This is a genomic window from Clostridium sp. MB05 (assembly GCF_046581255.1).
GTDB lineage: Bacteria > Bacillota > Clostridia > Clostridiales > Clostridiaceae > Clostridium.
In genome coordinates this window covers 400,523-414,373 of record NZ_CP174370.1, presented here as the reverse complement: position 1 = coordinate 414,373, position 13,851 = coordinate 400,523, and the positions used below count along the sequence as shown (strand labels likewise).

11 protein-coding genes and 1 tRNA gene are annotated in these 13,851 nt (G+C 26.1%); 3 read left to right on the top strand and 9 right to left on the bottom strand.

Translation table 11 applies throughout. The features are described 5' to 3' along the window. Window positions 1–3 precede the first annotated feature (3 nt). The gene (locus ACH36K_RS02050) at window positions 4–810 is read left to right on the top strand and encodes a MurR/RpiR family transcriptional regulator (RefSeq protein ID WP_411169346.1); all 807 of its coding nucleotides are present in this window, start codon (window positions 4–6) and stop codon (window positions 808–810) included. Window positions 811–930: 120 nt separating this feature from the next. On the opposite strand, the gene ACH36K_RS02045 is transcribed toward ACH36K_RS02050, so the two are convergent. The 8 genes from ACH36K_RS02045 to ACH36K_RS02010 all read right to left on the bottom strand — a co-directional run bounded on the left by ACH36K_RS02045 (window position 931) and on the right by ACH36K_RS02010 (window position 7,096). Beyond that, window positions 931–1,203: a hypothetical protein gene (locus tag ACH36K_RS02045; RefSeq protein ID WP_322382092.1), complete on the bottom strand. Its 273-nt coding sequence runs from the start codon at window positions 1,201–1,203 to the stop codon at window positions 931–933. Window positions 1,204–1,211: 8 nt separating this feature from the next. Beyond that, window positions 1,212–1,595: a hypothetical protein gene (locus ACH36K_RS02040; protein ID WP_322379156.1), complete on the bottom strand. Its 384-nt coding sequence runs from the start codon at window positions 1,593–1,595 to the stop codon at window positions 1,212–1,214. A gap of 22 nt (window positions 1,596–1,617) precedes the next feature. After that, window positions 1,618–1,980, bottom strand: a complete 363-nt coding sequence (locus ACH36K_RS02035; protein ID WP_411169345.1) for a DUF2089 domain-containing protein — start codon at window positions 1,978–1,980, stop codon at window positions 1,618–1,620. Between the two features lie 272 nt (window positions 1,981–2,252). Then, the gene (locus ACH36K_RS02030; RefSeq protein WP_411169344.1) at window positions 2,253–3,617 is read right to left on the bottom strand and encodes a 6-phospho-beta-glucosidase; all 1,365 of its coding nucleotides are present in this window, start codon (window positions 3,615–3,617) and stop codon (window positions 2,253–2,255) included. A 101-nt stretch (window positions 3,618–3,718) separates the two neighbouring features. Continuing rightward, entirely contained in the window at window positions 3,719–4,861 is a 1,143-nt protein-coding gene (locus ACH36K_RS02025; RefSeq protein WP_411169343.1) for a Card1-like endonuclease domain-containing protein, read from the bottom strand. A gap of 144 nt (window positions 4,862–5,005) precedes the next feature. After that, window positions 5,006–5,082, bottom strand: a tRNA-Arg gene (locus ACH36K_RS02020). Between the two features lie 74 nt (window positions 5,083–5,156). Then, complete coding sequence (locus ACH36K_RS02015; protein WP_411169342.1) at window positions 5,157–6,077, bottom strand: sensor histidine kinase; 921 nt, start codon at window positions 6,075–6,077, stop codon at window positions 5,157–5,159. Between the two features lie 257 nt (window positions 6,078–6,334). Beyond that, window positions 6,335–7,096, bottom strand: coding sequence for a DUF1189 domain-containing protein (locus ACH36K_RS02010; protein WP_411169341.1), 762 nt, complete (start codon window positions 7,094–7,096; stop codon window positions 6,335–6,337). A 189-nt stretch (window positions 7,097–7,285) separates the two neighbouring features. Between ACH36K_RS02010 and ACH36K_RS02005 the strand changes: the two genes are divergently transcribed. Beyond that, window positions 7,286–8,518: a L,D-transpeptidase family protein gene (locus ACH36K_RS02005; protein ID WP_411169340.1), complete on the top strand. Its 1,233-nt coding sequence runs from the start codon at window positions 7,286–7,288 to the stop codon at window positions 8,516–8,518. Between the two features lie 101 nt (window positions 8,519–8,619). After that, a complete protein-coding gene (locus ACH36K_RS02000; RefSeq protein ID WP_411169339.1) occupies window positions 8,620–9,981 on the top strand; it encodes a CCA tRNA nucleotidyltransferase in 1,362 nt (453 codons plus the stop codon). Between the two features lie 113 nt (window positions 9,982–10,094). Here ACH36K_RS02000 and addA read toward each other — a convergent pair whose 3' ends face one another. Next, window positions 10,095–13,850 carry a helicase-exonuclease AddAB subunit AddA gene (gene addA / locus ACH36K_RS01995; protein WP_411169338.1) on the bottom strand — a complete coding sequence of 1,252 codons (3,756 nt, stop codon included), beginning with the start codon at window positions 13,848–13,850 and terminating at the stop codon, window positions 10,095–10,097. Window position 13,851: the final 1 nt, after the last annotated feature.

Below are 13,851 nucleotides of genomic sequence, written 5' to 3'. Positions count from 1 at the left end.
TTTATGGGGGATTTAATATATAGATTATTATTATTTTTAAATAGCAGTAAAGAAAATGATATTAACTATAATATAGCAATAACTATGCTTAGAAATATCAGAGTAATTCCAGATATGTCTATAAATAAATTAGCTGATTTATGTTATACATCTCCAGCTGCTATAACAAGATTTTGTCATAAGCTAGGTTATTCTAACTTAATTGAGTTTAAAGAAAGTATAAAAATAAATATAGGTTATTATAATGTTGGTCTTATGAAGCCAAAAGCTATACATTATAATCTTTCTAGAGAAGATATTCTAAATAATATGTCTTTAGAAATAATGAATGAAATTAAAACTTTTAAATCCTTTGTTGATTTAAAAGTTGTAGATAGGGTTGTAGAGCTTATATTTAATAGTACTAATGTGTGTATATTTGGAACTCAATTTTCTCAGCTTATGGCTCAAGAGTTACAGCGTAAGCTAGTTAATTTATCTAAATTAATTTACCATGCTAACGATGTTCAAGAACAAGAAAGGTTAGCCGATGAATTAGATGAAAATTCTTTAGCTATTCTTATTTCTCCAACTGGAAGATTTACTCTATATCATGAAAGACTTTGGAAAAAGATTGAGAGTAGTTCATCTAAAGTAGTTATAATTACAGAGAAAGAAAAGCCTGAATATATAAGAAGAAGTGATTATATAATTTACCTTCCACCAAGAAACGACTCAAATGAATATGTTCAAAATCATAGATATGATTTAAGTTATCTTATTGAATATATTTATGTTAGATACGGAAGTTTATATAGTTCTAATTCTTAAATTTTCTAGAATATAAATTATAAAAATAAAGTAATATGTTTATATAAAACAAATATATTACTTTATTTTTATAATACTATTTGAAGCAATAGGAGATATTATATAAATTTGTGTAGTTTTTTAAACACGTACTAACACATAATCTCCATCATTAGCATTAATCTCGACTAATATTAAACCCTTATGCTTCTTTAGTTCTTTCATCCCTAGCATAATAGATTCCATATCTATATAGTCTATATATTTAATAAAATTTTGTAAATCTTTATCTGAATTGTTATGCTTGTGATATTTTGTACTAATATAACTCGTAAGCTTTATACCACTAGTTAATATAAACATAGGTATATATAATGTAAAATTAGTTTCCTTTGATTTTACTACTATTTTCATTTTTCTACCTATTCAACAACAACTCTAACAACGTCGCCCTTACTTGAATCTACAGTTACTATCTCTCCAAGCATTTCATTATCTAAAGCTGCAATTATTGATTCACTTAACACTTCAAAGTCAATGCCTTCCATCTCTGCACTTTTAATTGGTAATTTTCCTGTTGCCTTAAGTATTGATGTTATAACAACTATCGGCAAATTAACCTTTACATTATCTCCTTGTGCTGAATCTACAAAGACCTTGAGCATTCTCTTGTCATAGTTCTTATCTACTACTTGTATTTCCTTTTCTTCCTTCTTATACATTGCCTCAATTAATTCTGCACTTTTTTCCACATTAAGCTTTCCCTCTGATAGCATTGTTAATACTTTTACTAAATCCTCTCTCATTCCTTTTCCCTCCAAATACTTATTATTCTTTCATTCTCTCTATGGCTTCCTGCGGAGAAATCTCTCCTTTTTCTAATGCATTGATAACATCACTTGTTGATGTTTTTAAAGGTTTTGAACTATTTTTATAACCCAAGGAATTAATTACCTCATCTAGCTTTGCTCTAACTGTTGGATATGAAATTCCAAGTTCTCTTTCTACATCTTTAATATTTCCTCTACACATAATAAAAACCTCTATAAATTTTAATTGGTCTTTAGATAAATAATCAAACTTAGAAAACTCAAATTCATTTTCAATAACAGTCTTACATGAAGAACAGTTTAATCTAGTAGCCTTCATTTTTTTATTACATACTGGACAAGAAGTTATTACTTTATACATTCCATTATCCCTCCTGTTAATTATATATTATGCCTCCCCCTTATATTTGTCAACGAAAATATTGAATTTAATCATTTCATAATTAATATTTTTAATTTTATACTTCAAATTAATTGATTTTATTTATTTCACAATTAATTTTATTTGAATCCCTCTTAATTATGCTATACTTTACATAAATAATAATTATACCACTTTATAAAATAAAAATTAATTACACATAAAAGGAGATTAACTATAAAAGTTAATCTCCTAAATTAGTAATCACTATATTAAAATTCTGCTCTTTCAACCTTTTCAATCTTTTCTATAACATCTTTAAATTGCGGTAGATAATCTTTATGAGCAACTAACATTTCATTTAATAATTTTCTTCCTCTTATATCATCTGATATTAATGGATTTGTTACCATTGCTAATAATGCTGTATTATAATCTCCTGTATAAGCTGCTTCAGCTGCTAATCTTTCAAATGACTTTATTTGTGCAACTAAGCCTTGAGCAAATACTGGCAATTCTGTAACTGTTTCAACTGGTACAGGACCATTCTTTCCTACATAACAGCTTACTTCTATAGCTGAATCATCTTCAAATTGCTTTAAAGTTCCATTATTTTTAGTATTTACTGCAATAATTGTATTTTTATCATTGTATATACCATTTATAACATTACATGCTACATCTGAATAGTGAGCTCCACCACGCTTAGCCAACTCTTCTGGCTTTTCTTGTAGATTAACATCTTTATACATCTCAAATAATTTCTTTTCAACTTCCATTACTACTTCTGCTCTAGTTTTTCCTGTTTTGAATTCTTCTAACTCGCTATTAAGCATATCTCTAGTTTTGTAATAATATCTATGATATGGACATAGTATAACTCCTAAAGCTTTTATAGTTGCTACATCCCAATTAAATCCTTTGATATTTGCCATAGTTTGTGACTTAGCATTACCTGATGTTAACTCTTTTATTATATCTGCTGTAACATCTTTTCCTTCTAAATAAACTCTTTCTGCATAAACCATATGGTTTAATCCTGCAAAATCAACAGTCACCTTATCCTTATCTACTCCTAATATATCAGCAAAAGAATATTGTAAACCTACAGGAACATTACAAACACCAATTACCTTTTTATGAACTCCATATCTTAATAATGCTTCAGTAACTATACCTGCTGGATTTGTAAAGTTTATAAGCCATGCATTTGGACATAACTCACTTATATCCTTAGCTATATCTAATATAACTGGAACTGTTCTTAAAGCTTTAAATAATCCACCTGCACCATTAGTTTCTTGTCCTAAAAATCCATGACTTAATGGAATTCTTTCATCTTTTACTCTTGCTGGCAATAATCCTACTCTTAATTGAGTAGTTACAAAATCTGCATCTTTTAATGCTTCTCTTCTATCTAACGTTAAGTGTATATTCATTGGAACGCCAGCTTTTTCAACCATTCTCTTAGCTAGTGCTCCTACTATTTCTAGTTTTTCTTTACCTTCTTCAATATCAACTAACCAGTAATCGCTTACAGGCATCTCATCATATCTTTTAATTAATCCTTCTACTAATTCAGGTGTATAGCTTGATCCTCCACCTATAGTAACTATTTTTATTCCTTTTTTAGCCATATGCCAACCCCCCATAATGTTTAAATTATTTTCTATATCTTAATTATACATATATAAACCTTTAAACAATTTCAAAATTTGAAAATCCTTATTACATTAAATTAATTCCTTCTAATAATTTTCTGTATCTTATCTTTAAACTTTTCTTCATCTCCATCAAATATAACAATATCTATGTCCATTTCCTTTGCTCTTTCAATTACTGCAGATTTTATTGGATTTTTTGTTGCAACTAATATCTTATATGCCTTGTCTCCACCAATTTGTTTACTATATACATCTAATTCATTTAATGCGTCTTCATTGTATTTATCGCTATCTTTACAAGATATACATATGGGAATTGAATCTTTTACTGCAACTACATCGACTTCATTTCTTACTATTTTGCTCTTATCATTCCAGAAGAACATAACTCCACTTTTCACTTCATCCATTTCTTTTATTTCGCGTATTATAATATCTGTTGCTATTTCAAGCCATGTACCACTTTTAAAAATAAAAGACTTTAAATATTCATTTTTAAAATTTACTTCTATTTGGTTTTTATCGATTTCTAAATAGTCTATTCCATTAAGCTTTTTTAACTCACTAAGTATTTTGTTTAATAATTGTATTTCTTCTCTATTTAAATTTTCTTTTTTAATTATAACCTTTTCAGAATCTTGATAATCATGCACAAATATATTCATATCATATAGCTTTTGCTTATATTTATGCCATAGATTTAAGTTCTTATATATTTTCTTTGTTAAATATATAAGCTCCTCTTTATCACAAAGTCTAGTAGAATCAGATATAAGTTTTCCTCCTGCAGACTTTATAAGGCTATCTAAGTTCATATCATCAAACTCTTCTTTTAATAACTCTATTTCATTACCTATCTTATACAAAATCTTTTTTCTTATATCTACATATATTGATTCTAATGAATTTTTATTACATATATCCAAAAGTATTAATGAATTTATTCTACTTCCTCCTGTTAAATTAATTAAGATATCTTTATTTTTATTTATGTTTATAACTTTTTCTAACTCCTCTATATTTCCTTCGCTAATACATCTTCTTTCAAATATTACTAGTGGTTCATACTTTAAATAATAGTCCTGTAATGAATTCATTAAATCTTCATCTTTTTTATCATATATAAATAAAACTTCTTTAGGCTTAAATTTTTTAGCTACTAAAATACTTGATTGATTATGTTCATCTAGTTGATTTACTAATATATCTACACTCATAATTAAATTCCTTCTTTTTTTAATTTATATGATTCTAATTTACCCAAAGGAATCAAATTTTATTTTAAAAATAATTAATAGTACATTATTACTATATAATATTTATCTAAAAGTAAAAAAACCTGCAACTTAAGTTACAGGTTATGGTACGGCGGAGAGGATTCGAACCCCCGACCAACTGGTTCGTAGCCAGCTACTCTATCCAACTGAGCTACCACCGCATATAAAATTTTAACAATAATTATATTATCATAATTACTGAAATAAATCAAGCAACTAATTAGCTTATAGCAAACTAATTATTATATATATCAGAGAATTCTACTTCTAACATTTGAATTTTATTACTATCGCCTCTTATGCAGAAATCTTCACTTTCTTCTACAATAGTTATTGGTAATGTTACTATAAATTCACATCCATTTCCTTCTTCACTATTTAACTCTATATTTCCATCAAGTGACTTTACTAAGTAATTTACTAAATCCAACCCTATGCCACTTCCTGAATTTTCTCTTTCTTTTTTGCTTGATATTTGATAAAATCTATTAAATATTTTTTCTTGATATTCTTTTGATATTCCTGGACCTTCATCCTTTATAGAAATTTTTATAGCTTCTTTTAGTACTAATATATTTATATATATATTAGTACTACTATAAGAAAATTTAATAGAATTAGATAGTAAGTTCATAATAATTCTATCTATAACCTCTGGATCAACTGCCATGATACATTCTTCTTCATTTGTATCAAATATTAATTGAATTTCTTTTTGCTTCGCATATTTATCTATACAACTTATAGTGCTTTCTATCATAGATATTATATCTATGTTTTTCTTATTTAGAACATAGTAATTATTTTCTAGTTTTGTTGTATCTATTAAATTATTTATTAACTTTAACATTTTTAAGCTATTTCTCTTCACAATTTTCATATATTCTAATGCCTTTTTATCTTTTATATTTACGCTACCATAATCAATACATTGCATAATACTTAATATAACATTTAAATGACCTCTTAGGTCATGAGAAATATTAAGCAAAAAATTTTCTTGATTAATCCCCTTTCCTATTAACTCTGTTATGACATTAATTAATTCTTCATTTTTAAAATTAAAATTTTCATTTAATATAATCTCACTTATATCTCTTTTATTATCTAATAATTCTATAACTTCACTAATAATCATGATAATAATTCCTTTCATAACAGATTTAGATTTATTTACATAAATACCATATAAACAGTTTAACATATACACATTTTTCCAACAATGCTTTTTGTTGTTTTTTTCCAATTTCCCTTTTGTTTATTTAATTATTAATTATCTAGTGGTATTTTTAATACATTATTATTACACTTTTTTGTATAATAATTCTTTCTATTATGTTAATTTTCATTTTCATTAGTAAAAAGATACATGAAATCAATCTAATATTATTTTATAGGATTTTAAATTTATAATTAAATATTTGCTTCTAGCTTAATTTTACTTATAGCTATCATTAGATAAAATCCCGATACTAATATGCTAAGTGGTCCTATTGGATAAATTAATTTAATTAATGTAGGTAAAGTCATTGCATATAAAGATAATTTAAATATATCTCCATAATCTAAATTTATACCTTGAGTTTTGTTAATAATTGCTCCTCCTAAGGAAATTATAAATGCATAAAATAAGAGTGTTAAATAAACTAAAAAAATATTCACTATAAATACTATATATTTAAGTGGTTTCATAGCATCTATAGCTTTAATAATTAGTTCATTATCAAAATTTTGTGGTAATGGAAGTTCTTTATACTTATAGGTTACTTTTTGATAATTATTTCTTACAGATATTCCATCTTTAAATATTACTGTGGAAATATCCTTGTGTATTACTATTTTTCTTACACTTTCTTCATCTTCTAAAGACTTATTAGTATCTATAAGTAATATTAACTTTCCTTTTTCCTTTATTATAGGAGACTCATTAAAATTTAGTACACCATCCTTCATTTCAAAACTAAATTTATCATCTGTTAATGCATTTCTACTAGCTTTTTGCACTAAATTTATTGCTGCAAACTGAGCAATTCCAGTTACTACCCCAACTAAAATGCTTAATAAAATAGAATAAATTAAGGCTTTAGAAAAGCTTAATCTTAATAGCTCCTTATATTTTCCTATATTTAATACACTAATTTTAACTTTATTTACAAAACTTATGTTTTCTTCCATAAATACCTCCAAATATCTGGATTAAACGCTTACTAAATATTTTACCATATATATTTAATTTTATAAACAATAGTTGTTTTTTATAGCAATATTCATATATAATAGCTATTTTTATAAAAATATTTTTTTCAGATTAAAATTCCCTCTTTTGGTTAATGATTATAGTATGAATTATAAGGAGGGGTACTAATGTTTAATAATAAGCCCAAACCTAAAAATAAATTTTCTATTTTTAAGCTTCTTTCTATTTTAACTTTATTTATTTTATTATGGTTTGGAGTAAATATTTATTTAAACTATCAATACAAGCAAGTAACTTCTAGTTTCTATAAATCATTTAATAATTGTGAGTTTTCAGAAGCAAAAGATACTTTGAACAAAAAAATTATATCTTTTAAGAAAAATCAAACTAGTTCAGACTTAAAAACATACTTTACAGAAATTGTTAATAAGTTATGTATTTCTTTAAAGAACAATGAAATTAGTAATAAACAAGCACTAGCTGTTTTATCTGAAATTAAAAGCTATAATGTATTAAATTCTTCATTAGATAAATTAATTTTAGCATTAGAAAATTCTCCTATTGAAAACAGTGCTTCAAATAGTATATCTTCAAAATCTAATAATTCAAGCACTAATTCATCAAAAAAAGATAATTATCTAAATTTAGGAATTTCAGCTTTTAATTCAAAAGATTATTCTAAGGCGATAAAATACTTTAATCTAGTTCCAAAATCATTAGCTGAAGATTATTCAATGGCACAAGAATATATAAAGGATTGCACAGTAAATTATAAGGGCTATCTTCTTGAAACTTCTGATAAACTAGTTGCAAATAAATATTATACTAAAGCAATTAATCTTTTGTCTGAGTATGATTCAAACTTATTAAGTAAAAATGATATAACAGAAATAAATAATAAAATTAGTTCTATAAAATTATTTAGAGAAGAATATCAAGGAGATGACTCGGAGTATACATCTAATGCAATTCTTCAAGCAATAACGACTCAGAATGTTAATACCTTATCTATTAGTAGTAAAACATCTTATTTTGTTTATTTAAATTTAGCTGAGCAAATGACGTATGTATATAAAGGTTCAACAAATAATTGGGAGTTGATTAAAAATTTCCCTTGCTCCACAGGAATATCTGGAAAAGAAACTCCTAAGGGCATATTTGCCGTTACTAATAGAGGAGATTGGTTCTTCGCAGAGGAATTCGGTCAAGGTGGAAAGTATTGGGTTCAATTTATGGGAGATTACTTATTTCACTCTATTCCCTTTGATAAAACTCAAACTGTTGTATTAGACGATACTCTTGGTACTCCAGCCTCTCATGGTTGCATAAGGTTAAAGGTAGAAGACGCCAAATGGTTATATGACAATATTGCAAATGATACTAAGATAATAATAAATTAACATATAATTAAAATAACCTTAATCACTATTTATGTAATGATTAAGGTTATTTTACCATTTCTTATAAATATTTAATTATGCTATTATATTTATATAATATTTTGAAAGTAGGACAAATAATGCATATATTTATTCCAAATGAAGTTGATTTTATTATAGATACATTTTATAGAAATAACTTTAAAGCATTTATGGTAGGTGGGTGCGTTAGAGATAGCTTACTAGGAATTTCCCCTAAAGATTATGACATAACTACTTCTGCAAAACCTGACACCACCTTATCTCTATTTGAAAAAACTATTCCAACAGGTTTAAAACATGGAACAGTAACAGTTATTATAAGTAATAATCAATATGAGGTAACTACATTTAGAACAGAAGGAACCTATCTAGACAATAGAAGACCATCATCAGTCGAATTTGTTTCTGATATAAAAGAGGATTTATCTAGAAGAGATTTCACTATAAACGCTTTAGCTTACAATAAGTCTATTGGACTTATTGATTATTTTGGTGGAATTGATGATATTAATAATAAAATAATTCGTTGCGTAGGTAATCCTGATGAACGTTTTAAAGAGGATTCCCTCAGAATGCTTCGTGCAATTAGATTTAGTTGTCAATTAGACTTTAATATAGATGAGATTACTTATAAGGCTATAATAAATAATAATAAGTTAGTAAGTAATATAAGTCATGAAAGAGTAAGAGATGAGCTATGTAAAATTTTAATTTCTAATAATTCATCAAAAGGTCTTGTTTTATTAAAAAATACAGGATTACTAGAAATAATTCTTCCAGAAATTCATAGTTTAACTAACTTTACTCCAAAATGTAATAATCATAATAAAGATGTATTTAGCCATACCCTTAAAGTTATTGATAATACCTATAATAATCTTTTATTAAGATTATCAGCATTACTTCATGATGTAGGAAAATTAAACACACTCACATTTAATGGAAATGGATCTTATTATTTTCCTAATCACAATATAGAAAGTTCAATAATGGCCAGAAATATATTATCTAAATTAAGATTTGATAATAATACTATAAATATAGTTTGTAAATTAATAGAACATCACTTAGTTTTAGATGTTAATTATCTTCCAACCAAATTTGAAGTTAAAAAGCTATTAAATGTTATTGGTAAAGACAATATAGGTCTTTTATTTGATTTGCAACGAGCAGATATAAACTCCTTAGATAATCCTAAAATATTTTTAGCTAAGGTTGATTATATGGATAATTTAGTAGATGAAATATTAAACAATAATGAACCGCTTTCAATAAAAGATCTTCATACTAGTGGTGAAATACTAATTAAAAACTTTAATTTAAAACCTGGTAAATTAATTGGCGATACATTAAGCTTTTTACTAAATAAAGTTTTAGAAAATCCTAGTTTAAATGATGAAGAGTCATTATTTAAACTAGCTAAAGAGTTTATCTATAAATAAATTGTATTATTAGCAAGCAAAGAGGTGGTTTAATTTTAATCCACCCCTTTGCTATTTCATACTTATAAAATTATTAACCTTTAACTTTATATTTGTAAATCATAATCTTTTCATTATAGATTCATTCTAAACTCTTTGTTTAATCCAAATAAATATAGATAGCTTTCTTTTACTTTCTTTCCTGTAATTCTTTCTACTGCATCTTTATAATATTTAATTTGAATTCTATATTTATCTAAAATTTCATTCTCTTTGCCATACTCAACATAATCAGTTTTATAATCTAATAAAACAATACAATCATCTTCTTCAAATATGCAATCTATTATTCCTTGAAGTCTTACATTTTCATTTTCATATATCTCTTTAGGTAATGTATTGTCTATGTTTAAACTACTAATTTCGGTATAGAAAGGTAACTCCCTTTTTAATAACTTTCCTTCATTAAATGCATTTAGTAATCTTTTTCCTAGATTACTTTCAAAAAAGCTTATAAAACTAATTTTTTGTACTGCTTTGATTTCTTCTTCTGTCAGTAGATTTTTATCTTCCATAGAATTTATTTGAGCGTCTATTTCTTCTTTACTACTTACTTTATTTAAATCTAGTTTTTGCATTATAAAGTGGGCTATAGTTCCTTTTTCTGATGCTGATAATCCCTTTTTCTCTTGTAAAAACTTTGGCCTTAACACTTCTTTATCACTAAATATATTTAATGTAATAACATTATCATCCTCATTATTATAAAGAGATCTTTTTAAATCAGAAACTGAAACATTACTAGGCAATCCCCCTGATAAACTATACTTATATCTATAATTTAATCTTCTTTCAATTTCCTTATCTATATAATTTATATCTGAGTTTATAAATAAATCAGACTCACCATTTTCATCCACAGCCACTTCACTTTTTTCCACAGTTAATAAATTTTTAGTCCACATTTGTATATTCCATGTTGAAAAATCATTTATTACTGAGCTATTATTTACTTCTATATACTTTCTAAGCTTTTCTCCATCTCTATGCTTACATATAGCCATTCCAACCCAATCTAAATAACTTTTTCCTTTTAAAACTTCTGATGGTGGGATTATATAATCGTCTAAAGCCGCTGCTGAAGCCCACTTTGATATTGATTTTTCTAGATTTTTTGTTGCACCTGTAATAATAAGTTTTTCTTTTGCTCTTGTAAATGCGACATATAGTATTCTCATTTCTTCTGAGAGAGTTTCAAATAGTATTTTTTTCTTTATTGCTTCCTTAGCTAATGTACTGTAGGAATTTCTTCTTTCTAAATCAACATAATCTGGTCCTAACCCTAACTCATCATGATATAAAATAGATTTATTTAAATCCATTAAATTAAACTGCTTACCAAATCCTGATGTAAATACTACAGGAAATTCTAGACCTTTACTTTTATGAATACTCATTATTCTAACAACATCTTCATTTTCACCAAGTATTTTTGCACTTCCCATATCCCCTGATGAATTTCTAATTTTATTTATAAAGTTTATAAAATTAAATAATCCCTTAAAGCTAGTTTGTTCAAATTGCTTTGCTCTTTGGAATAATATTTTTAAATTTGCCTGTCTTAGCTTACCATTTGGCATAGCTCCAACATATCCATAATAAGCTGTATCCATATAAAGATACCAAATAAATTCATCTATAGGAGTATATATTGATTTATTTCTCCACTTACTTAAACTATTTACAAATACAGTACATTTTTCTCTAAGATTTTCATTTACTTCATAGATATCATTTGCAACTTCTTTTATTATCTCGTAGAAATATTTTTCTTTATCCAATAACCTTATATCACCGAGCTCCTCTGCACTAAAGCCTACTAAAGGAGATCGTAATACTGAAATCATAGGAACATCTTGCATTGGATTATCTATAATTTTTAATAGAGCCATCATTGTTCTTATTTCTATAGTTTCAAAATATCCTGTACCTGTATCAACATAAACAGGTATTCCTTCTGAACCAAGCTCTTCTAAAAATATTTCTGACCAATTTCTAGTTGCTCTTAGTAATATAACTATATCCTTATACTTTAAAGGTCTGTAATCTCCTGTTTCTTTATCTAAAACTTTATATATTTTTCCTGTTTTAGGATCCGGATTTAAAAGTTCTTTGATTCTTCTAGCAACTATTCTTGCCTCTAAGCCTATTGAATCAATATCTTCTTCCTCTTCAGTCACACCTTCACCGTCATAATCATCCTCTACCTCAGTAGTGTATTCCCCTGACTTATCAAGAATATGAAGTTCTATTGGACCTGCTATAATTGTATCTTCATCATTATTTTCTTTATAATTAGCTCCAAGATTAAGTGCTTCATCATCATTATACTCAAGCTCTCCTACTGTTTTAGACATTACTTCCTTAAATATATAATTTACACCACTAATTACTTCTTCTCTACTTCTAAAATTTTTATATAATTGTATTTTTCTATTTAAATCACCAGCTTCTAAAGGATATTTATTATACTTATCTAAAAACAACTCCGGCTTTGCTTGCCTAAATCTATATATACTTTGTTTAACATCTCCAACCATGAATACATTTGGATTTTCTAAATTTTTTCTAGATACTAATTCTATTATAGCTTCTTGAACGTTGTTAGAGTCTTGATATTCATCCACTAATACTTCATTAAAATATTCTCTAAAACCTTTTGCTACACTAGATGGTATTAAACTATAATTTTCTTCATTTATAAGTATCTTTAAGCACAAATGCTCTAAGTCATTAAAGTCTAATATATTTCTTTCCCTTTTCTTTTCTTTAAATCTATTTATAAACTCTAAAGTTAAATGGCTTATCATCTTCATATAAGAATAAGAGTTTTTTATTCCATTTAGAGCATCATCTATTGTCATAGAAAAACTATCTTCAATTAACTTTGACGTTTTCTTTTTAATGCTATCTCTTATACTCTTAACTACTTCTAAACTTTCTTCATTTGATACTTTATCTTTTTTTACTGATTTTAATCTAGAAAAACTTATATTGCTAATAGATGAATAAAGCTCTGCTATACCGTAATTTAATGACTCTTCAATATTTTTAAACATATTTAAATCATCTAAGAAAGTAATTTCATATGGATCTAACCCTTCAGTATCTTTTATAATTCCTATAGCTTTTTCTAACATTTTTATATATCCAGAAACTTCAATTTTTATAGTTTCCTTTAATATATCTATCCATATGGTTTTGTTTAAATCATCTATGTTTTCTATATTAAAACTTTCTGCATTTTTAGTTAACCACTTTTCTGGCCATGGTCCACTCATTGAGAATCTATATAAATCAAGTATTATATCTTTTAATCTTTGATCATCTCTTGAACCACTATATGCTTCTATTAAACTTCTAAATTCTTGATTTTCATCTTCATAGTAATCCTCGAATATATCATTTATAACTTCTAACTTTAATAAGGTATTTTCTGTTTCATCAGAAATTCTAAATGTAGGATCCAAATCTATAACATGATAATAATTTTTTATAACATCTAAACAAAATGAATGCATTGTTGTTATATTTGCTCTACTTAAAAGTGTTAATTGTCTTTGTAAAACCTTAGAATTAGGATTTACTTCTAGAGCCTTTGATATGGCAGCTGCTATTCTTTCTCTCATTTCTGCTGCTGCTGCTGAAGTAAATGTAACAACTAATAATCTATCTATATCAACTGGATTATTTTCATTAGTTATTATTCTTATAATTCTTTCTACTAATACTGCTGTTTTACCTGAACCAGCAGCAGCAGCTACTAGCAAATTGCATCCTCTTGTAGTTATTGCCTTAAGCTGATCTTCTGTCCATTTTGTATCTCCCATA

Bases quoted from the DNA above. Each gene is read 5' to 3' on its own strand.
- ACH36K_RS02040 (WP_322379156.1), bottom strand. From the start codon at position 1,595: ATGAGAGAGGATTTAGTAAAAGTATTAACAATGCTATCAGAGGGAAAG.
- ACH36K_RS02025 (WP_411169343.1), bottom strand. From the start codon at position 4,861: ATGAGTGTAGATATATTAGTAAATCAACTAGATGAACATAATCAATCA.
- ACH36K_RS02005 (WP_411169340.1), top strand. From the start codon at position 7,286: ATGTTTAATAATAAGCCCAAACCTAAAAATAAATTTTCTATTTTTAAG.
- ACH36K_RS02035 (WP_411169345.1), bottom strand. From the start codon at position 1,980: ATGTATAAAGTAATAACTTCTTGTCCAGTATGTAATAAAAAAATGAAG.
- ACH36K_RS02045 (WP_322382092.1), bottom strand. From the start codon at position 1,203: ATGAAAATAGTAGTAAAATCAAAGGAAACTAATTTTACATTATATATA.
- ACH36K_RS02030 (WP_411169344.1), bottom strand. From the start codon at position 3,617: ATGGCTAAAAAAGGAATAAAAATAGTTACTATAGGTGGAGGATCAAGC.
- ACH36K_RS02015 (WP_411169342.1), bottom strand. From the start codon at position 6,077: ATGAAAGGAATTATTATCATGATTATTAGTGAAGTTATAGAATTATTA.
- addA (WP_411169338.1), bottom strand. From the start codon at position 13,850: ATGGGAGATACAAAATGGACAGAAGATCAGCTTAAGGCAATAACTACA.
- ACH36K_RS02010 (WP_411169341.1), bottom strand. From the start codon at position 7,096: ATGGAAGAAAACATAAGTTTTGTAAATAAAGTTAAAATTAGTGTATTA.
- ACH36K_RS02050 (WP_411169346.1), top strand. From the start codon at position 4: ATGGGGGATTTAATATATAGATTATTATTATTTTTAAATAGCAGTAAA.